Genomic DNA, 22,015 nt, shown 5'->3' on the forward strand with positions numbered 1-22,015 from the left:
GTAAATAGAAATGAGACCTTCAAAACAAATGAATTTTAGTAGAAGATCCTTCATAAAAACTTCGGCTTTGGCCAGTGGTGGTATGCTTATAGGGTTTAACTTATTTAATTCCTGTAAATCGGATGTTAAAATGCCGGTGGATCTAAGTCAATTAAATTATAACGATTTTAATGCCTTCATCAAAATTTCTGAGGAAGGAAAAGTGACCATATTTGCACCCAACCCGGAAATAGGGCAGGGCGTAAAAACATCTATGCCCATGCTTATTGCGGAAGAATTAGATGTGCTTTGGGATGATGTTTACGTGCAGCAAGCACCATTAGATACTGAGAATTTTACCCGTCAAATTGCCGGTGGAAGTCAGTCTATCAGATTAGCATGGACGCCCCTGCGCCAAACGGGTGCCACGGCAAAACAAATGCTGATTAATGCGGCCGCTGCAAAATGGGGTGTAGATGCTTCAGAATGTTCAGCCTCTAAAGGAGTTATTTCACATAAGGACGGACGTACACTAGGGTATGGTGAAGTGGTTAAAGAGGCCGCTGCATTGGAAATACCCGAAGAGGTAACCCTAAAGGATCCAAAAGATTTTACGATTATTGGGCAGAATACCGCCAACGTAGATATAGACGAAATTGTAACTGGTAAACCATTGTTCGGGTTGGATTATAGCGAAGAAGGTATGGTTTATGCTTCCGTATTGCGACCTCCAGCTTTTGGTCAGGTCCTTGAATCTTATGATGATTCCGCAGCACGAGCACTTCCTGGAGTGATCGATGTGATCATTATAGGTGATAAAATTCGGAAATATATTGATTCCGGAAAGTCTAACTGGTCATTTGTCATGAGTCCCAGTGATAAAGTTGTTGTAATCGCTAATTCCACCTGGCAAGCTTTCAAAGGAAAAAATGCTATAAAGGCCACTTGGAAGAATGATTCAAAATTGGAAAGTACCGATGATCAAGATGCACAGTTACTCGCTATTTTGGATGGGAATGATTTTCAAACCCGTCGTTCTGATGGTGATGTTAAAAAAGCGTTTGCTGAAGCAGATAAAGTTATTGAACGCACCTATGAGGCACCATTTTTACCTCATAACCCCATGGAACCTATGAATTTTTTTGCTAATGTAACACCTGAAAAAGTACATTTGGTTGGCCCAGTACAAACACCGGAGGCCGCTGCGGAGGTGGTTTCAGAATTGCTAGGCCGTGATATTGGAGATATTCATTTAGAAATGACACGTATGGGTGGCGGATTTGGTCGCCGTCTGTATGGTGATTTTGTTTATGAGGCAGCGGAGATCTCTGATATAATCAAAAAGCCGGTTAAAATGGTGTCTTCGCGTGAAGATGATATGACCACAGGCGTTTATCGTCCGGCTTCGAAATATTGTATTGCAGCATCCATAAAGGACGGAAAAGTTACAGGATATCATCTTAAAGAAGCCTGTATTAATGGCAATATGTACGGTTTGATACCGAATTTCTTTCCGGCGGCAGCCATAGAAAATTATCAAGTAGATAGTGCTCATTATAACAGTAATGTTACCACAGGTGCTTGGCGCGCCCCGTACACAAATTTTTTAGCGAGTGCTGAACAAAGTTTCTTTGATGAATTAGCAGAAGAATTAGGAGTAGATCGTGCCCAGATGCATATGGATCTTCTTGAAAAGGCTAAAAATAATCCTAACCCTAATATTGATTACAGTCCGGAGCGTTTACAAGGCGTTTTAAAATTAGCTGTAGAAAAATCCAATTGGGGAAAAACTGAAGATGGTGTTTATCAAGGTCTTTCCGTTTATTATTGTCATAATTCCCATGTAGCTGAAGTGGCCGATATCCGTATGGAAAATGGAGTTCCTAAGGTAGAAAAAGTGACTTGTGCCGTAGATTGTGGTATTGTTGTTAATCCGTTAGGAGCCCAGAATCAGGCCAAGGGAGGCGTTATTGATGGAATAGGACATTCCATGTATAGCGATTTTGGCTTTAAGGATGGTGTGCCGGTTTCTAATAACTTTAACACCTATAACTTAATTCGGATGGGTCAAACCCCACAGGTTGAGGTTCATTTTGTTGATAATGATATTGATCCAACAGGATTAGGGGAACCTACCTTACCACCAGTTGGCGCAGCAATTGCTAATGCCATATACAAAGCCACAGGTAAACGCTTGTATAAACAACCTTATATGAGTCATTTAAAACTGGATAAAGTCGTTGGCTAATTTATATGACACACGAATTTAAAACCATAATAGAAAAAGCCGAGGCTGCACTTGAAAAAGGAAAAGCCTCGGTTTTGGCTTCTGTAGTTGATCTGGATGGATCCTCATATCGTCGTCCCGGAGTAAGAATGTTAATTCTTGAAACCGGTGAAATGGTAGGCGCAGTGAGTGGTGGATGCGTAGAAAAGGATATTTTATTGCAGGCTGAAAGTGTTTTTGAAACTGGGGAAGCTAAATTAATGACCTATGATGGTCGCTACCGGTTGGGATGTGAAGGGGTATTATATATTTTGATCGAAAAATATGCTCCGGAAGAAGGTTTTGTGGCCACTTTTTCGAAATCCATTGATGAGCGTGATACCTTTGAAGTAAAGTCTAATTATAATAAAAATGAAGGTGTTTACCCGGGTTTAGGATCTTCCGTTAAATTAGGGGACAAATGGTTTTTGATTTCGAACCCCAAAAAAGAAGATAATCAAACCAAGTTGTTAACTTTTAAGCAAAGCATGCCACCCTGTTTTAAAATAGTTATTATTGGGGCCGAGCACGATGCTGTTCAATTATGCAAACTCGCAGCCTACACAGGGTGGGAGGTTTCAGTGATCGCCGGGGTTTCAGAAGCCAAAACCATAAACGATTTTCCGGGAGCCAAAACGCTTCTGGCTGTTATGCCCGAGGATCTTCCCACTGATGGTATTGATCAGGAAACAGCTGTGGTGCTAATGACCCATAATTTTGCCAACGACTTACGTTATCTCGTAGCCCTAAAGGATACCAAACCAGGCTACATTGGTTTGTTAGGACCCTCTAAAAGACGTGACGATCTTTTATCTCAATTTATGGAATACTGTACGGATGTAGATATCGAATTTACAGATCGAATCCATGGTCCTGCCGGGATTAATATAGGCTCGGAGACACCACAGGAAATTGCTATTTCTATTGTGTCGGAAATCTTAAGTGTCGTTCGATCCCAGGAGCCTGTTTCGTTAAGTAAGAAAGTGGGTCGTATACATGCAAAACAGTGATTTTCTTGAATGCAGATGCATCACATACAACTGTGGTTATTTTAGCAGCAGGAGCTTCAAAGCGCATGGGAACTCCAAAGCAACTTCTGGAATGGAGTGAAAATAACACCTTACTTGGTCATGCAGTAGTTACTGCTATGAGAATAAACCCTTTAGAGGTCATTGTTGTTTTGGGAGCATTTTATGAACAAATTAAAAATGAGCTAAAGGATTTATCAATCACCATTTTAAAAAATGAGGAGTGGAGGTCAGGGTTAGGGACTTCCATTGCCTGTGCTGCTGAATATATTTTAGAATCGCCAGAAAAAATCAGTAATATTATTATTACGCTAAGTGATCAACCTTTTATTACAGCTGAATATCTAAACAGTATGTGTTCTGAATTTGTGCCCAATGAAAAGTGCATCATCGCTTCTTCTTATCAAAATAGGGCTTTTGGGGTGCCTGCCATTTTTGATATTAGTTATCTTAAGGAATTAACTGAGCTCCATGATGATTATGGCGCACGGAATCTTTTAAAAAAGCATGAGCCTTTTATTAAAACATTAAAACCTCCTCGGGAAAATCCCGATATTGATACTCCGGAAGATTATAAAAATAATTTCAATAGTAATTTTTAAAAAAACACAGATTGAATTCAAAAGAACATGCCAAGATAACGGATAAGTTTTCAGATTTAAAGGTTAAAAAGCCTAAGAAGAATAGTGCCGGACTCCAGTCTATATTATCTTCAGTAACTCAGGTTGTTAAATATATGAAGCCTTTTGAAGCCTTAAGATTATCTTTAAAAATGAATCAAAAAGATGGCTTTGATTGTCCCGGTTGTGCCTGGGCTGATCCTGATGGCAAGCGCTCATCCATTGCGGAATATTGCGAAAATGGTATAAAGGCCATAGCTGAAGAGGCTCAGAAGAATACGATCGGTGCTTCCTTTTTTAAAAAATATTCGGTGGAAGAACTTGCAGGCTGGTCTGATTTTGAAATTGGTAAAGCAGGAAGATTATCAGAACCTATGGTTCTTAAGGAAGGTTCTACCCACTACGAACCCATAAGTTGGGATGCCGCTTTTAAAAAAGTTGCTAAGCATCTCAATGCTTTGAAAAGCCCAGATGAAGCTATTTTTTATACTTCCGGTAGAACGACCAACGAAGCGGCCTTTTTATATCAATTATTTGTTCGTGAATTTGGAACAACCAACTTACCAGATTGCTCCAATATGTGTCATGAGGCCAGTGGCTCGGCCCTTACTCAAACTTTAGGTACTGGAAAGGGATCTGTAACCTTGAATGATCTGCATAAAGCCGATGTGCTTATAATCATTGGTCAAAACCCTGCTACCAATCATCCCAGAATGTTATCAGCATTAGAAAAATGTAAAAAGAACGGTGGTAAAATAATCGCCATTAACCCTTTGCCAGAAGCAGGATTGATGCATTTTACCAATCCACAGAAACCTTTAAAGATACTTTCCGGAGGAACGAAGCTTGCTGATGTATATGTTCCTATTCGGATTAATGGGGATGTGGCTTTTACGAAAGCTTTACTTATTAAATTAATAGAAAAAGAGGCTGAAACCGGAAATGTTACCGATAAAGAATTTATTAAGACCTATACACACGGTTATGACGATTTCGTAAATGATCTCAAACAATATGATTTTGAAAACTGCCTTAAGGCCTCAGGTGTCTCAAAAGAAATTTTTGATGATGTTTTGGATATCATTATAAATAACAACAATATTATTGCTTGCTGGGCTATGGGGCTTACGCAACACGAGAACGCCGTGGATAATATCAGGGAATTGGTCAATTTGTTATTATTGAAAGGTAGTATTGGTAAACCAGGAACCGGTACGTGTCCGGTACGTGGGCATTCCAATGTTCAGGGCGATAGAACGGTTGGGATTTGGGATGCGGCACCACAGGACTTTTTGGACAAAATAGAAGCTAAATATGGCTTTAAGCCGAAAAGTGAGCCCGGGTATGCAGTTTTGGAAAGTATAAAGGCCATGCATGAACAAAGAGCTAAAGTATTCATTGGTCTTGGGGGTAATTTTACAGTGGCAGCTCCTGACACTAATTATACCGGACAGGCGTTGGCTAATTGTAATTTAACGGTTCATGTGAGCACGAAATTAAACCGTTCGCATTTAGTTACCGGTAAAGAAGCCCTCATCTTACCTTGTTTGGGTCGTTCCGAAAAAGATTATCAAAAGTCAGGGGTACAAACCTTAAGTGTAGAAAATTCTATGGGCGTAGTTTCTTCAACAAAAGGAGTTAAAGAACCTTGTTCCGATCGAATTATTAGTGAAGTTGCTGTGGTTTGCGGCATGGCTTATGAAACCATGAAAGACCGTACAAAAATAAATTGGTTGGAGTATAAGGATGATTACGATCGTGTTAGAGATGATATCGAAGAAGTTGTTTCGGGGTTTGAGGCTTTTAACAAAAGGCTTCAAAATCCATCTGGGTTCTACTTACCTAACGGAGCGCGTATTAGAAAGTTCAATACAACAAGTGGAAAAGCGGAGTTTTCTAAAAATAAATTACCGGGGTGGACTCTCAAGGAAGATGAATTAATTATGATGACCATTCGGAGTCATGATCAATTTAATACTACTATTTATGGCATGAACGATCGCTATCGTGGTATTTATAATGAACGCCGGATAATTTTTATGAATCGTGAGGATATGAAATTACGCGGATTAGAAGAGCAGCAAGTGGTACATTTAAAGTCGGAATACGATGGTGTAATTCGCGAAGCAAATAATTTTAAGGTGGTTGGGTATGATATCCCTAAAGATTGTTGCGCTACGTATTACCCGGAAACCAACGTTTTGGTTCCAATTGATAGTTTTGCGCATACCTGTAAAACACCAACGTCAAAAAGTATCCGAATAACAGTGAAGGTCGCTTAAAAATTAACCGCCAATGGTGATCATACTGCGGTTATTCGTGTGGCGTTTGGGTTCTTGTAATTTTTCAAGGGTATCCATACCACCGCGCATGAAATGTTTAGCCTGAACCGCTTTTTTAATAACGGGTTCAATAGATTTTCCAGCACGAAATGTGCCTAAAATATCGGATTCTCCGGAAGAAAACAAACAATTTTTTAATTGACCATTCGCTGTAAGTCGCAAGCGGTTACAAGAATCACAAAACGGATTGGTTACGGAACTAATAATAGCGAAACTTCCGGCGTAACCTGTAATTTTATAGTTTTTAGAAGTGTCATTTGGAGCATCCTGTAAACGTTCAATCTGACTTTTTGGAAAAGCCTCATTCACACGTTCCATAACATCTTTATAAGATACCATTTTACTCAAGTCCCACTTGTTACCGTCAAAAGGCATAAATTCAATAAATCTAACTGCTACATTATTTTCTTTAGTGAATTTGATGAAATCAACAATTTCATCCTCATTAAAGTCCTTCATCAACACAGCATTTATTTTAACCTTGAATCCTTCTTTGATTAGCAGCATTATATTCTCATAAACTTTATCAAATTGATTACGACGGGTGATGCTGGCAAATTTATCTTTTTGTAAAGAATCCAGACTAATATTAATATTCTTAACGCCATTATCTTTTAAAACATCAATAAACCTCTCAATAATAACAGCGTTGGAGGTTATGGAAAGTTCTACTGGTAGTGTCGCTAATTTTTCAATAATAATAGGAATGTCTTTTCGTATTAAAGGTTCTCCTCCGGTTAGGCGAATTTTAGTTACGCCATGGTCTACAAATGTTTTAGCGATACTAAATATTTCTTCATACGTCATTAAATGACTTTTAGGAGATAATTGCACCCCAGCTTCCGGCATGCAATAGGTACAGCGCAAATTACAGCGTTCAATAAGTGATATTCGTAAATAACTGTGATTTCTGCCGTGGTTGTCACGAAGTATTTTAGACGTATTTGTCATATTATTATTTTCTTTTTAATCGTGTCTGATTCCTTTTAAAACTTTAAAACTATGTAAAATGGCCGGAAAAATGGCGTCCATAGATTCCTTTGCACCATTTGTTGATCCCGGAAGTGCTAATACTAAAGTGCTTCCGATAGTTCCAACAACACTTCGCGATAGCATAGCGTATGGCATTCTGTTCTGGCCATAATTCCTGATAGCTTCTTCTGCACCGGGAATCCTGCGGTCTAGTAAAGGAATAATGGCTTCAGGCGTGTTATCACGTGCGGAGAGTCCCGTGCCGCCTGTGAAAATGATCATATCAAGCCCTTGTTTGACAAAGGTTTTAGTTTTATTCTGGATCTCATCTTTCTCATCCGGAATAATTATATATTCCGTCGTTTTAACATGGCAGGCTAAAAGCTTTTCAATGATGGCCTTACCGGCTTTATCCTCTTTTTGTCCCGCAGAAATGGTGTCACTGCAAACAATAACCGCCGCTTTAAGGTCGGATTTAAAGGTTTCTTTAAAATCTGATTTACCTCCTTTTTTGGAAAGAAGTTTGATGTGTTCTATTTCGATGAGTTTGTCAATAGGTTTAAGCATATCGTACATATTCAAAGCGACTACACTTGCCCCGTGCATGGCTTCAACTTCAACCCCTGTCTTATAAATCGTTTTCACGGTAAATAAAACTTTAATTTCCAAGCCATTGATCTCGTATTCAACGCCGGTGAACTCTATAGGTAAAGGATGGCAATCCGGCAATATGTCCGGGGTGCGTTTTACTCCCAATAATCCTGCAGCTTTACTCATCGCAAATACATTCCCTTTAGGAACGGTATCGTTTTTTATCGCCGAAATGGTTTCAGGTTTGCTAACCTTAACAATCGCCTGTGCTGTGGCTACTCGTAAACTTGTATTTTTAGCTGTTATATCTACCATAAAAATATTTTAACTATTTACTTTCCATTGATGACTTAGATCTTCAAAGATTTCCTTACCAAAAACAGGAACATCTGCTTTTATGGCTTCAACGACAAAGTTAAGCGCTTCAAAAACGGTTTTGCGATGCGGTGAGGATACAAAAACGAACAAACAAATTTCTCCAGCATTAACAATTCCCAAACTGTGATAAATATGCATGCAAGTGAGGTCGAATTTTTCAAATGTTGCCTCTCGAATGTCATGGAACTTAGTATTTGCCATATCTTCATATGCTGTGTATTCAATGGCTTTTACACGTTTACCATCAATTTCATCTGCACGAACCTGGCCTAAGAAAATATTATGAGCGCCAATACTGGTCTTAGTTTGATGTTTGTAGATCGATTCGCCTATAAACGCAGAACTTATCGGACCTTGTTTAAAAACGTTTTTAATTTTTTTATCTGACATAAGATTGATTTTTAAATATGTTTTGCAATGCTTCTGCATTTTCTTCTAATTGAAAACAGGCTTGAAACCCTTGCGACTTCAAAAGTTCTACCGCTGTTTTACTTCGGATTCCGGATTGACAAAATACCAAGGTTTTTTTATCATGATCTAGGTTGTGAACTTTCGCTTTTAGATCGTTTAAAGGAATTTGAATAATCTCAGGATTTTCAAGTTTTGGTATTTCATCAAAATTCCTAACGTCAAGAAATTGTACCGTTTCATCAGCGTTAAGGCTGTCGATGCTTATTGTATTTAAAGCTGGTTCACAATTAAGATCTATAATTTTATCTGAAAATTGATCAGCTTCATCCTTAACCTTTTGGATGATAGTATTATTTCGATGAATTTTCAGATGGGTCATATTTCCTTGCAAGGCGTTGTAACAAAGTAAAATTCCAGACAGTGGCTTACCCAAATTCAAAATCAGTTTTAAAACTTCATTGGCCTGCATAGTACCTATAATCCCAGGTAAAACTCCTAATACACCGATTTCATCGCAATTCGGTACTGAATTCTTTTGTGGTGGATTAGGAAATAAACAGCGATAGGAGGGACCATTATTATAATTGAACACCGAAACCTGGCCTTCAAATTTATAAATAGCACCATAAACCAAAGGTTTATTCGTTAAAATAGATGCGTCGTTCACTAAATACCTCGTATCAAAATTATCGGACCCATCAACTATAATGTCATATTGCTGAAATAAGTTCAGCGCATTTTTATAGTTGAGTGGTTCAGGATAGGCTTTAATGTTTATACTATTATTTAGATCTTCCAATCGCACTTTGGCGGCCAGAGCCTTATTTTGATTTAAACTGGAAGTGCCAAATAAAATTTGACGTTGGAGGTTGGTGATATCTACCGTATCAAAGTCTATTATTCCCAAAGTACCCACACCGGCCGCTGCCAAATATTGTAATACCGGACAGCCTAAACCTCCGGCGCCGATTACTAAAACTTTAGCACTAGAGATCTTTTGTTGACCTTCCGGCCCAATCTCAGGTAAAATAATATGTCTGTTATATCTGTTCATAAAAAATCAACCACCGGCAAACGGAGGTAATAAGGCAATTTCAGCACTACTCAAAAATGTTTCCGTTGAAACCAATTCTTGGTTCTGGGCTACTTTAAACTCAATTTCAGTCAATTTCGGATACTTCTCATATAGTTTTTCCACGAGGTTTTGAATATACGATCCATGGAACTCCAGCTTTTCTTCATCGCATTTGGTGATTTCAATTATCTGTCCGAAATATTTAATCGTAACTAACATGATTTAATAGCGTTTAACTGTGTTTTAGTATTAATATTACTAAGGGCTTTTTGCTGCTCTTTTATTTTTATTGATTTCACATTGAATGCTTCCAAAGCCCTTTGAAGGCGTCGTTCTCCGGAATCTAATATCGCTTTTAATTTTTTGCTGCATGCCTTTTTATACAAGGCGACCAGAGGCATTGTTTTACCACCTTGTTCGAACATAACGATATCAGATTCGTGATCTTCTTTTTCAATCAATTTTTTTAAAACCTTTGAAGTAATTAGGGGAATATCGCAACTTAAAACTAAATTATAATCTGTATTTGAGGCTGCTAATCCCGAATACAATCCTGCGAGTGGTCCGGCATCTTTTATAGTGTCTTTAATTCGGCGTAGACCAAAAGTATCGTAATCAGTATGATCAGAACAAATAATAATTTCAGAAACCAAAGGTTGCAGCGCCTCAATAATATGCGTCATGAATAGCTTGCCATTTAACTCTAAAAAACCTTTATCCCGACCCATGCGTGTGCTTTTACCGCCCGCTATAATAATTCCTGTTATGTTTTCTTTTGCTATCATTTTAAGTAAAAAATAGTTTAAAACTTGCAAGCATAAGTACAAATGCTAAAATGTATCGCAGATTTTTATTGTTTATCTTTTTACTGCCATAATAGCCGCCTAACGTTCCGCCAATCAAGGCGATAGCGATCAAAATAAACGATTCTTTTTCCAATTGCACACCACTACTTATTTGTCCGATCAGGCCTGCGGCCGAATTTACCCAAATAAACAAAGCAGAGACAGCGGCAGCTTCCTTCATTTTGCCCCAATGAAGAAGTAAAATTAAGGGTGTTAATATAATGCCACCACCAATTCCAATAAGTCCGGAAAAAAATCCAATCGCGCCGCCCACCAGTAAGCCTTGCCATATTTTTATGTCCCGGGTATATGATTTTTCCTTTCCAAAGACATTCAACATTTTTAAAATGGCGAACACCAATAATACCGCCAATATTTTTTTGTAAATAATAGCGTCTAATTCTACCATACCTCCCAAAAACGCCATGGGAATTGAGGCCACAGCAAAGGTTGAAAACAATTTTTTATTAAAAAAACCACCTCTATAATAGTAGTAAAATGAAATTGCAGCCACGAACAAATTTAAAAGTAGAGCCGTGGGTTTCATGGTTTCAGGTGCAAAAGAAAACAAAGCCATCAAGGCCAGATAGCCACTCGCACCACCATGACCTACACTGGAGTATAAGAAGGCTACCACGGGGAGTAAAGCCATAAACAGTATTATGTTTTCGTTATTGAGCATCCTAAAGGGCTTCAATTTTTTCTAATTGCTGGTCTAAAAATTCCCAACAGTTCTTATTTATTTCCTCGAAGGCAGAAACTAATGACTCCCCGTAAGGCGTTAATTGTGTACCACCACCACCTTTACCACCAATACTATTTAGTGTGACTGGTTTTTTAGCTGATTTATTTACAGCATCAAGTAAATGCCAGGCTTTCTTATAAGAAATACCCAGTGATTTTGCCGCTTTTGACAATGAACCGGTTTCGTGAATTTCTTTAAGCAGGTGAACACGGCCTTCCCCTAATAATACTTTATTTTCGGCTTCAATCCATATGCGGCTTTTAATCTTATAATTCATCTTAAGTAGGTAATAAAACGGTTTCTAAAACATCGCCTTGATTGATCTTGGTGATCGCTTCATCAGCGAATACCAATGCATTAGCCAAAGCAAAGGTATGTAGCATTGATGAGTTCTGACCTTCTAAAATGGTTACTGTTCCATCTTGGCAAATAGCCTTCAAAAACTGGGGTCGGTCGCCTTTTTTTAAAAATTCAGATGTTGAAATAGCCTTAATACATCTTAATTCCTGAGATTTTCGATGGGTCATATTTTGCAGAGCGATATAAACATAGATGTAAAAACAAGTGAGTGATGCAGCCGGATTACCAGGAAGTGCAAAAACACTGGAGTCATTTCTTTTTCCAAAGAACAAGGGCTTTCCGGGTTTTTGCTTCACTTTATAAAATATTTCTTCAACCTGAATTTCCTTCAAGGCCTTTCCAACAAAATCATAATCACCAACTGAAATTCCACCGGTAATAATCACCAGGTTATTTTCATTTAAAACCTTATCTAAAAGTGTTTTTGTTTTATTGAAGTCATCTTCAACTTTATGCACCGTTACAGCATTAAAATCAAGACTCTCTAATGCTGCTCGGAGCATCTCGGAATTACTTTCATAGATCTTGCCATAGGTGAGGGGTTGGTCTGGTCCCACGAGCTCATTTCCTGTCGTGATTACAGCTATTTTAGGTTTATCGTAAACTAAAACCTCAGTAATTCCTAAGGAACTTAGAAACCCTATAGCTGCAGGTGTAAGTACCGTTCCTTCTTTTAAAGCAATGGCTCCTTTAGTAACCTGTTCACCTTCAGGACGGATATTGGTTCCTTCTGAAATTGCTTCGGATAAAATTATACGCTTGTTTTCCAACTGAATTTTTTCCTGCATCATCACGGCATTAGCGGAATCCGGAACCGGAGCACCGGTAAAAATACGAACGGCTTCACCGGGTTTCAAATTGGGTTCTGCACCATCGCCGGCTTTAATTTCTCCGATCAGTTGATATTCTAAAGCCTCATGAAGGTTTAAGGCATAACCGTCCATAGCCGATTGCCGGAAAGGGGGCATGTTTATACTGCTGTAAACCGTTTCAGCTAATGTGTAACCACCACACAGTTGCAAAGTTTTTTTCACCTTTTTTAATAGTGGATGCGTATTTTGAGCGACTAATTCTTTTGCCCTTTGAATGGAAATCATGTAGAAATCGTTATGTCTTTACAAATATAACGAAGATTCAATATAAATTCTTAAAATTTTATTGATTTTAAATTATCTAAATAAATAAGCAATACTATCGGAAAATGATTTTAGCGACAACGAAACAATTTTAATGTGGGTCTTGATTTCTCCAAAAATCCGACAAACGTCATAACTTCAACACATACTTACATCCTTTATCAACTTTTATCTGCTTGGCTAAGGTTTTAAGCATCAAATTTTTAAATTTAAATCATAAATTTAACCTATGCTAAAAAAAGTCTTTGGCAGCGCCGTTTTTGGTGTTGATGCCACTACGATAACTGTTGAAGTGAATGTGGATTCGGGTATTGGCTACCATCTCGTGGGTTTGCCGGATAACGCTATTAAAGAGAGCAATTATCGTATTGCTGCCGCCCTTCAGAATAATGGATATAAAATTCCGGGAAAGAAATTAACGATCAATATGGCTCCAGCCGACTTGCGAAAGGAGGGAAGTGCTTACGATTTGACTCTGGCCATAGGTATTTTAACCGCATCAAAGCAAATTCAGGCTGAGGAACTGGAATCGTATATTATTATGGGAGAACTTTCCCTTGATGGTAGTTTACAACCCATAAAAGGGGCTTTGCCTATTGCTATAAAAGCTAAAGCTGATGGTTTTAAACGGTTTATTTTGCCTATTCAAAACGCGAAAGAAGCGGCTATAGTAAATGATCTGGACGTATACGGCGTTGAAAACATCAAACAGGTGATTAATCATTTTAATGGCGAAGTTTTTCTTGAGGCTACCCATATTGATGCTAAAAAGGAATTTGAAAAAAATCTGGAATTCCCGGAATTTGATTTTGCCGATGTAAAAGGTCAGGAAGGCATCAAGCGATGCATGGAAATTGCTGCGGCAGGTGGTCATAACATTATTCTAATAGGTCCGCCAGGTGCTGGAAAAACCATGTTAGCCAAGCGTTTACCCAGTATTTTACCACCCATGACCATGGAGGAAGCTTTGGAGACTACTAAGATCCATTCGGTTGTGGGCCGCGTTAAAGATACGGGGCTGATGGCACAGCGCCCATTTAGGAGTCCACATCACACCATTAGCGATGTCGCTCTGGTAGGAGGTGGTTCCTTTCCACAGCCTGGAGAAATATCATTGTCGCACAATGGTGTTTTGTTCCTCGATGAATTACCTGAATTCAAACGTGGTGTTTTAGAGGTATTGCGGCAACCTTTGGAAGATCGGGAGGTTACCATTTCTAGGGCTCGTTTTACGGTAACTTATCCTTCATCTTTCATGTTGGTTGCGAGTATGAATCCCAGTCCGGGTGGTTATTTTAATGATCCAAATGCTCCGGTAACGTCTAGTCCTGCTGAAATGCAGCGTTATTTAAGCAAGATTTCAGGACCCTTATTGGATCGAATTGATATTCATATTGAAGTTACTCCCGTTCCTTTTGAAAAATTATCAGAAGATAGGCGTGGAGAACTTTCTGTAAATATAAGAAAACGTGTGACGCAAGCACGTGATATTCAGACACATCGCTTTTCTGATCATAATTCTGTTCATTATAATGCACAAATGAACACGAAACAAATCAGAAGGTTTTGTATTTTAGATGCGCATTCAAAGCAACTCCTTAAAACCGCCATGGAACGGCTTAACCTTTCTGCAAGAGCTTACGATAGGATATTGAAGGTTGCACGCACCATAGCAGATTTAGAAGGTTCTGAAACAGTTCAGGGAGTTCATATAAGCGAAGCAATCCAGTATCGTAGTTTGGATCGTGATGGGTGGTTGGGGTAAACGATGCTAATTAAAATAATATCTATTGAGAAATTAAAAAAAATTAAATTATCTCCCGAATAATATCTGGAGTTATGCCAAACAAATCCCTCGATTTTGTATTTTGTGCTAAATATTCTTATCAGCTAACAAAAAACGATCATAAGTGTGAGAAACCTAGTTTTATTTTTCTTAATCATAACCTGCACTAAGGTTGTCTTTTCACAAAATGATATTGAAGTAACCTACACAAGAAATACTAATAATTCCGTTCAGTTTAACTATAATAAGAAAGTCCCCGGAAGCTATTTTTTGACTATAGAATTTGATGTGCTTGAAAACAGTAACAATAGTATGAGCGTTGAGCGTGTGGTAAAAAACGCTTCAGGGATCTTACTCACATTAAAACCAATTGATGAGCGCAATGGAATATCTTTTTCATACCGGATTAAATACACGCAGGGAAACCCTTATCCGAAGGTTAATAAAAAAGTTAGTTATTTTTTGCCTTTCCAAACCGGACGAAAAATAAAAATCATGGAAGCTTCTGATCTTGGAGAGAAATATTTCGGAAGTAAAAAACCAATCGGATGGAAATCCTTCTTAGTAATTTCAAATACCCCGGATACTATTTATGCTATGCGCAGAGGGCAGGTGATCCATATAAAAAATGAATATGATAAAGATGTAAAATTCAATAAATTATATACCAGCGCCAGAAATGCTATTATTATTGAACATGAGGACGGTACTTATGCTTTGTACCAGGGCTTTAACAAGGATGAGATTTTCGTCAAACCGGGACAAGAGGTATATCCACATACCGTTTTAGGTACTTTAGAGAAATTCAATAAGGGTAATTACCGCTTCGATTTTAATATTTTTCATTTCCTAAATAATTTACTAGATGAAAAAGAAAGTACCTTAAAGGATAGAAATTATAAGATTAAATTTCTTGATCCTGTTTTTTTTGTGAATAATAAAAATGTAAAACTTCAACCTGGAGAGGTTTACAATGTTTCCATTAACGAAAAATTGATAACTCAGGAATTTTCCAATAGAGAAAAAAAGAAGTATCAGAAAAACCCTGAATTGTTTGAATAAAATTATTAACCGATTTCCCATAAATCACTTTACATGAAAGTATACTCTGTTTTTTTTCTTCTGGTCTTGATTTCAGCCTGTAAGCAAGCCGAAACCTCTGAAGAAACTTCAAAATCGAAAACTGAAATGGCTATAACAGATACAATTCCGATTCCTAAATTAGATTTAAAAGAAGCAAATCGACTGGTAGAATTACCTTTACATTGTATGAATATTGAATACCCTAATCGCTTATCTCAGACTTTAGGTAGTGACGAGGACTTGAAAGCTCCTGCGACCTTGCACCCTGCGTTTTACGGTTGTTTCGATTGGCATTCATCAGTCCATGGTCATTGGAGTTTAGTGGCCTTACTTAAGCAGTTTCCGGATATTGAAAAGGCAGAAGAAGTGAAGGAGCGTTTGCAAAACAATCTATCGAAGGAAAATATTGAACAAGAAGTTGTATATTTCAAAGGGGAACATAATGGATCCTTTGAGCGTACTTACGGTTGGGCCTGGCTTTTAAAACTTGCTGAGGCACTACATACCTGGGATACGCCTTTAGCTAGAGAGCTTGAATCAAATTTGCAACCGTTAACAGATGTCATTGTTCAGAAATACATTGAATTTTTGCCTAAATTGAATTACCCGCTGCGTGTGGGAACCCATACCAATACGGCATTTGGCTTGATCTTCGCGTACGATTATGCGCAGACGCTAAACGATGAAGCCTTAAAACAAGCGATCACAGACCGTGCAAAATATTTTTTTCTAGAAGACGCGAATTGTCCGATGTCCTGGGAGCCTAGTGGGAGTGACTTTTTATCACCCTGTTTAGAGGAAGCAGCTCTCATGAAGCGTTTGCTTCCGGAAGATGCATTTAAGGTTTGGATGAATGATTTTCTTCCACAATTAAAAGAAAAAAATTATGACCTTGAAGTTGGTCTGGTATCCGATAGAACGGATGGGCAGCTTGTACATTTGGACGGTGTAAACTTCTCTAGAGCCTGGTGTTTAAACGAAATTGCTGAGGGTTTACCGAAATACGATCACTTGCGTCGGATAGCCAATAAACACATAAATTATTCCCTTCCCGGTATTGTTGGCGATAGCTACGAAGGTGGCCATTGGTTGGGAAGTTTCGCGATTTATGCTTTAAAAACAGTAAAGCATGATTAATAAGAGTTTTAACCAAAAATCAAAAGTAAATAAATCACTAAATATTAATTCTATTAAATTCCATCCTAATGAATACTATTTTTAAAACAGTTTTAGCAACCATATTCTTCCTTTCATTTTCCGTAGGAGCACAAAGTGTCCTTATAAATTTACCGGTAGTAAGTCCGGATGGAAAATCTGTTGCCTTCAATTATCAAGGTGATATTTGGACCATGGATATTTCAGGTCAGAATACAAAGCGTATTACCATACATGAGGGCTACGACACCAAGCCATTCTGGAGCTCAAATGGAGAGTCCATAGCATTTATAAGTAACCGATTTGGAAACGATGATATTTTTGTGATTGGCTCTAATGGCGGAACACCAAGGCGTTTAACTTTTCATTCTACTGATGATGAAATTACGGATTACACCAAAGATGGTGATGTCCTATTTTCAACAAATCGCTATTACAGTCAGGTAGAACGTGAGCCGGAGATCCAACATATTAGTGATGCAGGAGGAACTCCCGAACTATTTTTAAAAAGCTTGGGCTTCGATGCTAAGCTATCTCCAAACGGAAAATATGTTGCTTTTGTAAGAGGTCATTGTCGCATTGCAAGAGAGGCCTATCGCGGCTCGGCAAATCGGGATATTTGGTTATACGATATTGCTAATGATGTTTACACCCAACTCACAAACTATGACGGAAATGATTTTTCTCCGTTTTGGAAAGATGACAACACTATTTATTTTCAATCATCGAGGAGCGGAAAATACAATGTTCATCAATTGCGAATCGATAGCAATGGTAAAAAAACGGATGCTATTTCAGCCATTACTAATTTTAAAGATTCTGGGATTTTTTCATTTAGCTTGAGTTCAAACGGAAACTATTTAGCCTGTGTCAATGGAGATAAAGTGTATGTTTCCGATACTAATAGTAATGAATTAAAGGAGGTAAACGTACAAATTCCAACGGATTACAGATTTACTCCTGTAAAGCATGAATCCTTCAATAAGGGAGCTGGTGATTTAGCGCTTTCGCCAAATGGCAAATTAAGTGCTTTTGAGATCAGGGGTGAATTATTTTTGAGATCAACAGACAAGGATAACGCGAAAACGGTTAATGTTTCAAAATCGGCTTACAGAGATCAAATGCCCACCTGGCTAAGTGATAGTACTATTGTTTTTGTTTCAGATCGTGATGGGCAGAACGAATTGTACTTACTAAAATCTGAAGATCCTTCAAAAGGCCTTTTAGAAACTTTAAAGCACGAAATTATTCGTTTAACTAAAACAAAGGATGGAGAGGCTAATCCAGTGATTTCACCTGACGGTAAGTATGTTGCTTACACTTTGGGTCGTGGTAAATTAATTGTTGCTAAAATTAATCCGGCAGGTAAATTATCCGATGAAACTGTGCTGGTGGACGGATGGGATACACCTGATGATGTGTCCTGGTCTCCTGACTCTAATTGGGTGGCTTATACGCTAAGTGATTTAAATTTTAATCAGGAAGTGTATATCCATAAAGCTGATAATAGTTTAAAACCGGTTAATGTTTCGATGCATCCTAAGCGTGATGGCGGACCAATATGGAGTGACGATGGAAAAAAGTTAGTGTTTTCTTCTAATAGGAATAATAATGATTTTGATGTATGGTTTATTTGGTTGAATAAATCGGACTGGGAAAAAACAGATGAAGATTGGAAAGAAGAAAAAATCAAAAGTTCTGAAAAGAAAGAAAACGGAAAGGATAAAAAAGATGAAAAAGAGGCTGTAAAACCTATCACTATCGATTTTGAAGATATACACAATCGTCAGGTACAGGTAACTAATTACGTAGGTGGCGAGTTTGCACGAGCTATTTCGAATGATGGAAAAACCGTTTACTATAGCACTGGAAATGGTTCACGAGGAGATGCATCAGTTGAATCTGATCTTTTTAAAATAGATTGGGATGGAAAAAATAAAAAGGAGATAACGAAAAACAACTCACGTCCTGCAAGTTTGGTATTGAATAAAAAAGGTACTGAAATTGTTTTAAACTTGAGTTCCGGAGGCTTATCCATAATAAATTTATCTAATGATAAAATAGAATCATTACCTTATAATGCTAAAATGGATATTGATTACATTGCTGAATCCGAACAAATTTTTGAAGAAGCCTGGAAGGCCATAAACGATGGCTTTTACGACCCCAATTTTCATGGTCAAGATTGGTCCGTTTTAAAAGAAAAATATAAACCTCTTGCTTTGAAAGCTTCGACCCGAACGGATTTTCAAAATATGTTCAACTGGATGTTAGGGCAAATAAATGCGAGTCATATGGGCTTTAGAAGTGGTGAATCGCGAGAGGACTTGGAAAGAGAGCGTACCGGGTTGTTAGGTTTGGAGTTAAAATCAAATAAGGATGGTTCGGTTAAGGTGACAAATGTTGTTGAAAGCATGCCTGCTGATAAGGCTATGAGTACCGTAAAAATAGGAGATGTGATTACTTCAATAAATGGAACTGAGCTTACTAAAACTACCAATTTCTATAGTTTGTTGGAAGGTACTTCAGATGAGAAAATTTATTTAGAGCTGATTAGAAATGGTAAAAAAGAAGAAATTATCATTCGTCCTAAAACATCTAGTAGAAAAGAAAACTATGATGCCTGGATTAAAGAACAAAAGCGATTAACCGAAAAGTATTCTAAGGGGCGCTTGGGTTATATCCATATTCAGGGAATGAACTGGCAAAGTTTTGAACAATTTGAAAGAGAATTAACGGCGGCAGGTTTAGGAAAGGAAGGTCTTGTGATAGATGTGCGATACAATGGAGGCGGTTGGACTACCGATTACCTCATGGCTGTTTTAACGGTACGACAACATGCTTACACCATTCCGCGTGGAGCAGCTAAAGACCTTGAAAAGGAGAATAAAAATTTTGTGGACTATTATCCTTTTAGTGAGCGATTACCTTTAGCATCATGGACAAAACCTTCAATTGCCATGTGTAATAGTTCTAGTTACTCAAATGCTGAGATTTTTTCACATGCCTATAAAACACTAGGTTTGGGCACGCTCGTTGGCGAGCCTACATTTGGAGCTGTTATTTCGACCGGGTCAGCCCGATTAATTGATGGATCTTATGTTAGAATGCCTTTTAGAGGGTGGTATGTAAAAAAGACAGAGTCGAACATGGAATTGGATCCTGCTGTTCCGGACATAATTATTGAAAAGCTGCCGGGTGAAAAGGCTAAAGGAGAAGACAGTCAATTAAAAAAGGCTGTAGAAACTTTATTAGGGCAGATTTAAATTATTGAAAAACTGGTTTAAAAATATCGGTCCCGGTCCTTTGATTGCTGCGGCATTTATTGGCCCGGGTACAGTAACCACCTGTATCCTAGCTGGTGTTGGTTTTGGCTACGCACTATTGTGGGCTATGGTTCTGGCTATAGGCTCCACCCTTGTTCTGCAAGAAATGTCTGCTCGAATTGGGTTGGTAACTCAAAAGGGAATAACTGAAATTTTAAAGACGGAAATAAGAAACCCGTTGCTTAAAACCTTGGTAATTCTCCTAATTTTAGCAGCTATTGTTATCGGAAATACAGCTTATGAGGCAGGAAATATTTCTGGAGGCGTTTTAGGCCTTGAAGCAATCACAGGAAATAGTTATATCGATCTGGGGTGGTTTTCGTTTAATGCTTTAAGTTTTGTTATTGGAGGCGCTGCTTTTGCGTTGCTTTTAATTGGCAATTACAAAATCCTTGAAAAAGTTTTGATGGTCCTCGTGTTTTTGATGAGTTTGGCCTTTATTATTACCGCGATCCTAACAAGACCCGATATTTCTTCGATTCTAAAAGGTGTTTTTTTACCCGGTTTTTCAGAGCCGAATAGCCTTTTGACAGTTGTGGGTCTAATTGGTACAACTGTGGTGCCTTACAATATTTTTCTTCATGCAGCATTAGTAAAAGCAAAATGGTCCTCCGAAAAATTTTTGCCCCATGCGAGAAAGGACACAGTTATAGCGATAGTCCTGGGTGGTTTGGTGTCTATGAGTATTATTATAGCCGGTTCGGCTATGCAGGGAAGTCAGGTCATGGATGCCGCAGGATTAGCTCAAAGCTTGGAGCCACTATTTGGTATAAATGCAAAATATTTTCTTGCTCTGGGATTATTAGCAGCGGGTATTACCAGTGCCATCACGGCACCCTTAGCAGCGGCTTACGTATTTTGTGGTTGTCTAGGATGGTCTACAGATATGGGAACAAGACCATTTCGTGCTATTTGGATGATTATTATCATCCTCGGAGTTCTGAGTTCATCTTTAGGTTTTAAACCCATCGATATCATTCGATTTGCTCAAGTCGCTAATGGAGTGTTGCTTCCAATTATTGCTGGGGTTTTAATTTGGATTGTGAACAAACAAACTATTCTTGGAAGGTATAAAAACACAAAAATTCAAAATGTTTTCAGTGTTTTCATTTTAGTAATTAGTATCTTACTATCACTGAAAACTTTGAGCACTGTTTTTGAATTAAATCTTTTTTAATGGACTTAAAAACCATCGACATTAATGTTGATATGGGTGAAGGTTTGGATAATGAGTCATTCATAATGCCTTACATCGCTTCATGTAATATTGCCTGTGGCGGTCATGCCGGAACCCATGAAAGCATGCGAAAGATAGTAGATTTGGCATTAGAGCATCGCGTGAAGATAGGAGCACACCCTTCGTTTCCGGATAAAGAAAACTTTGGACGCTTACCTATGGATATTTCTTATTCGGCTTTATTTTATGCTTTAAAACACCAATTAGACGATTTTATGAGTGTTTTGGAAAAAGCTCATGCCAGACTTCATCATATTAAACCTCATGGCGCCCTATATAACTTAGCTGCAGTTGATGAGAACATAGCCGCTGTAATTATTGAATTAATTAAAAGTATCGCTATTCCTGTTAAGTTATTTGTACCCTACAAATCTGTTATTGCTGATTTGGCTCTTCAACAAGATATACCCATAACTTATGAAGCCTTTGCAGATCGAAATTACCACGACGACCTAACCTTGGTTTCAAGAACTGAACCGAATGCTATAATTACAGAAACTAGTGCTGTCTTAGAACATCTTCTTTCCATGGTTTTATATCATCAAGTAAATACTGTATCAGGCAACCGAATTGTTATTAAAGCGGATACATTTTGTGTCCATGGTGATCACCCTAATGCGGAAAATCTGTTAATGGATCTTAATAAAAAATTAACCGATATGGGGTATAAAATAAGATGA

At 38.0% G+C, this 22,015-nt stretch carries 19 protein-coding genes; 10 read left to right on the plus strand and 9 right to left on the minus strand.

The features are described from left to right. Window positions 1–10 precede the first annotated feature (10 nt). Genes V8G61_RS11805 through V8G61_RS11820 form a run of 4 tightly spaced genes read left to right on the plus strand, consistent with a single transcriptional unit; the run spans window position 11 to window position 6,175 of the window. Entirely contained in the window at window positions 11–2,227 is a 2,217-nt protein-coding gene (locus V8G61_RS11805) for a molybdopterin cofactor-binding domain-containing protein (protein ID WP_394875925.1), read from the plus strand. A 5-nt stretch (window positions 2,228–2,232) separates the two neighbouring features. Next, window positions 2,233–3,255, plus strand: coding sequence for an XdhC family protein (locus tag V8G61_RS11810; RefSeq protein WP_394875927.1), 1,023 nt, complete (start codon window positions 2,233–2,235; stop codon window positions 3,253–3,255). A 5-nt stretch (window positions 3,256–3,260) separates the two neighbouring features. Next, window positions 3,261–3,875, plus strand: a complete 615-nt coding sequence (locus tag V8G61_RS11815; protein ID WP_394875928.1) for an NTP transferase domain-containing protein — start codon at window positions 3,261–3,263, stop codon at window positions 3,873–3,875. A gap of 11 nt (window positions 3,876–3,886) precedes the next feature. Then, the gene (locus V8G61_RS11820; RefSeq protein ID WP_394875930.1) at window positions 3,887–6,175 is read left to right on the plus strand and encodes an FdhF/YdeP family oxidoreductase; all 2,289 of its coding nucleotides are present in this window, start codon (window positions 3,887–3,889) and stop codon (window positions 6,173–6,175) included. Between the two features lie 3 nt (window positions 6,176–6,178). On the opposite strand, the gene moaA is transcribed toward V8G61_RS11820, so the two are convergent. The 9 genes from moaA to glp are packed head-to-tail and all read right to left on the minus strand — an operon-like array spanning window position 6,179 to window position 12,709. Beyond that, the gene (gene moaA / locus V8G61_RS11825; RefSeq protein WP_394875932.1) at window positions 6,179–7,186 is read right to left on the minus strand and encodes a GTP 3',8-cyclase MoaA; all 1,008 of its coding nucleotides are present in this window, start codon (window positions 7,184–7,186) and stop codon (window positions 6,179–6,181) included. A 15-nt stretch (window positions 7,187–7,201) separates the two neighbouring features. Continuing rightward, window positions 7,202–8,113, minus strand: coding sequence for a bifunctional molybdenum cofactor biosynthesis protein MoaC/MoaB (moaCB, locus tag V8G61_RS11830; protein ID WP_394875933.1), 912 nt, complete (start codon window positions 8,111–8,113; stop codon window positions 7,202–7,204). A gap of 9 nt (window positions 8,114–8,122) precedes the next feature. Continuing rightward, a complete protein-coding gene (locus V8G61_RS11835; RefSeq protein WP_394875934.1) occupies window positions 8,123–8,566 on the minus strand; it encodes a molybdenum cofactor biosynthesis protein MoaE in 444 nt (147 codons plus the stop codon). Beyond that, window positions 8,556–9,641, minus strand: a complete 1,086-nt coding sequence (gene moeB, locus V8G61_RS11840; RefSeq protein WP_394875936.1) for a molybdopterin-synthase adenylyltransferase MoeB — start codon at window positions 9,639–9,641, stop codon at window positions 8,556–8,558. The genes V8G61_RS11835 and moeB overlap by 11 nt, the downstream gene beginning before the upstream one ends. Before the next feature lie 6 nt (window positions 9,642–9,647). After that, window positions 9,648–9,881, minus strand: a complete 234-nt coding sequence (locus V8G61_RS11845; RefSeq protein ID WP_394875938.1) for a MoaD/ThiS family protein — start codon at window positions 9,879–9,881, stop codon at window positions 9,648–9,650. After that, window positions 9,875–10,447, minus strand: coding sequence for a molybdenum cofactor guanylyltransferase (locus tag V8G61_RS11850; protein ID WP_394875939.1), 573 nt, complete (start codon window positions 10,445–10,447; stop codon window positions 9,875–9,877). The genes V8G61_RS11845 and V8G61_RS11850 overlap by 7 nt, the downstream gene beginning before the upstream one ends. Before the next feature lies 1 nt (window position 10,448). Further along, a complete protein-coding gene (locus V8G61_RS11855; protein WP_394875940.1) occupies window positions 10,449–11,159 on the minus strand; it encodes a sulfite exporter TauE/SafE family protein in 711 nt (236 codons plus the stop codon). Between the two features lie 31 nt (window positions 11,160–11,190). Next, on the minus strand, window positions 11,191–11,529 hold the full coding sequence (locus V8G61_RS11860; RefSeq protein WP_394875941.1) for a winged helix-turn-helix domain-containing protein: 339 nt from the start codon (window positions 11,527–11,529) through the stop codon (window positions 11,191–11,193). A gap of 1 nt (window position 11,530) precedes the next feature. Beyond that, window positions 11,531–12,709 (minus strand): gephyrin-like molybdotransferase Glp, encoded by a 1,179-nt coding sequence (glp, locus tag V8G61_RS11865; RefSeq protein WP_394875942.1) that lies wholly within the window; start codon window positions 12,707–12,709, stop codon window positions 11,531–11,533. 268 nt (window positions 12,710–12,977) lie between these two features. Here glp and V8G61_RS11870 point away from each other — a divergent pair, with 268 nt between their 5' ends. From V8G61_RS11870 to pxpA, 6 genes are all read left to right on the plus strand, one after another. Then, window positions 12,978–14,513, plus strand: a complete 1,536-nt coding sequence (locus tag V8G61_RS11870) for a YifB family Mg chelatase-like AAA ATPase (protein WP_394875943.1) — start codon at window positions 12,978–12,980, stop codon at window positions 14,511–14,513. A 147-nt stretch (window positions 14,514–14,660) separates the two neighbouring features. Then, window positions 14,661–15,596: a hypothetical protein gene (locus V8G61_RS11875; protein ID WP_394875945.1), complete on the plus strand. Its 936-nt coding sequence runs from the start codon at window positions 14,661–14,663 to the stop codon at window positions 15,594–15,596. 33 nt (window positions 15,597–15,629) lie between these two features. Then, entirely contained in the window at window positions 15,630–16,754 is a 1,125-nt protein-coding gene (locus V8G61_RS11880; RefSeq protein WP_394875947.1) for a DUF2891 domain-containing protein, read from the plus strand. 68 nt (window positions 16,755–16,822) lie between these two features. Continuing rightward, window positions 16,823–20,038, plus strand: coding sequence for a S41 family peptidase (locus tag V8G61_RS11885; RefSeq protein WP_394875948.1), 3,216 nt, complete (start codon window positions 16,823–16,825; stop codon window positions 20,036–20,038). 4 nt (window positions 20,039–20,042) lie between these two features. Continuing rightward, window positions 20,043–21,275, plus strand: coding sequence for an Nramp family divalent metal transporter (locus V8G61_RS11890; protein ID WP_394875949.1), 1,233 nt, complete (start codon window positions 20,043–20,045; stop codon window positions 21,273–21,275). After that, the gene (gene pxpA, locus V8G61_RS11895) at window positions 21,275–22,015 is read left to right on the plus strand and encodes a 5-oxoprolinase subunit PxpA (protein WP_394875950.1); all 741 of its coding nucleotides are present in this window, start codon (window positions 21,275–21,277) and stop codon (window positions 22,013–22,015) included. The genes V8G61_RS11890 and pxpA overlap by 1 nt, the downstream gene beginning before the upstream one ends.

The sequence above is a fragment of the Gaetbulibacter sp. M240 genome, from assembly GCF_043876815.1.
GTDB lineage: Bacteria > Bacteroidota > Bacteroidia > Flavobacteriales > Flavobacteriaceae > Gaetbulibacter_A.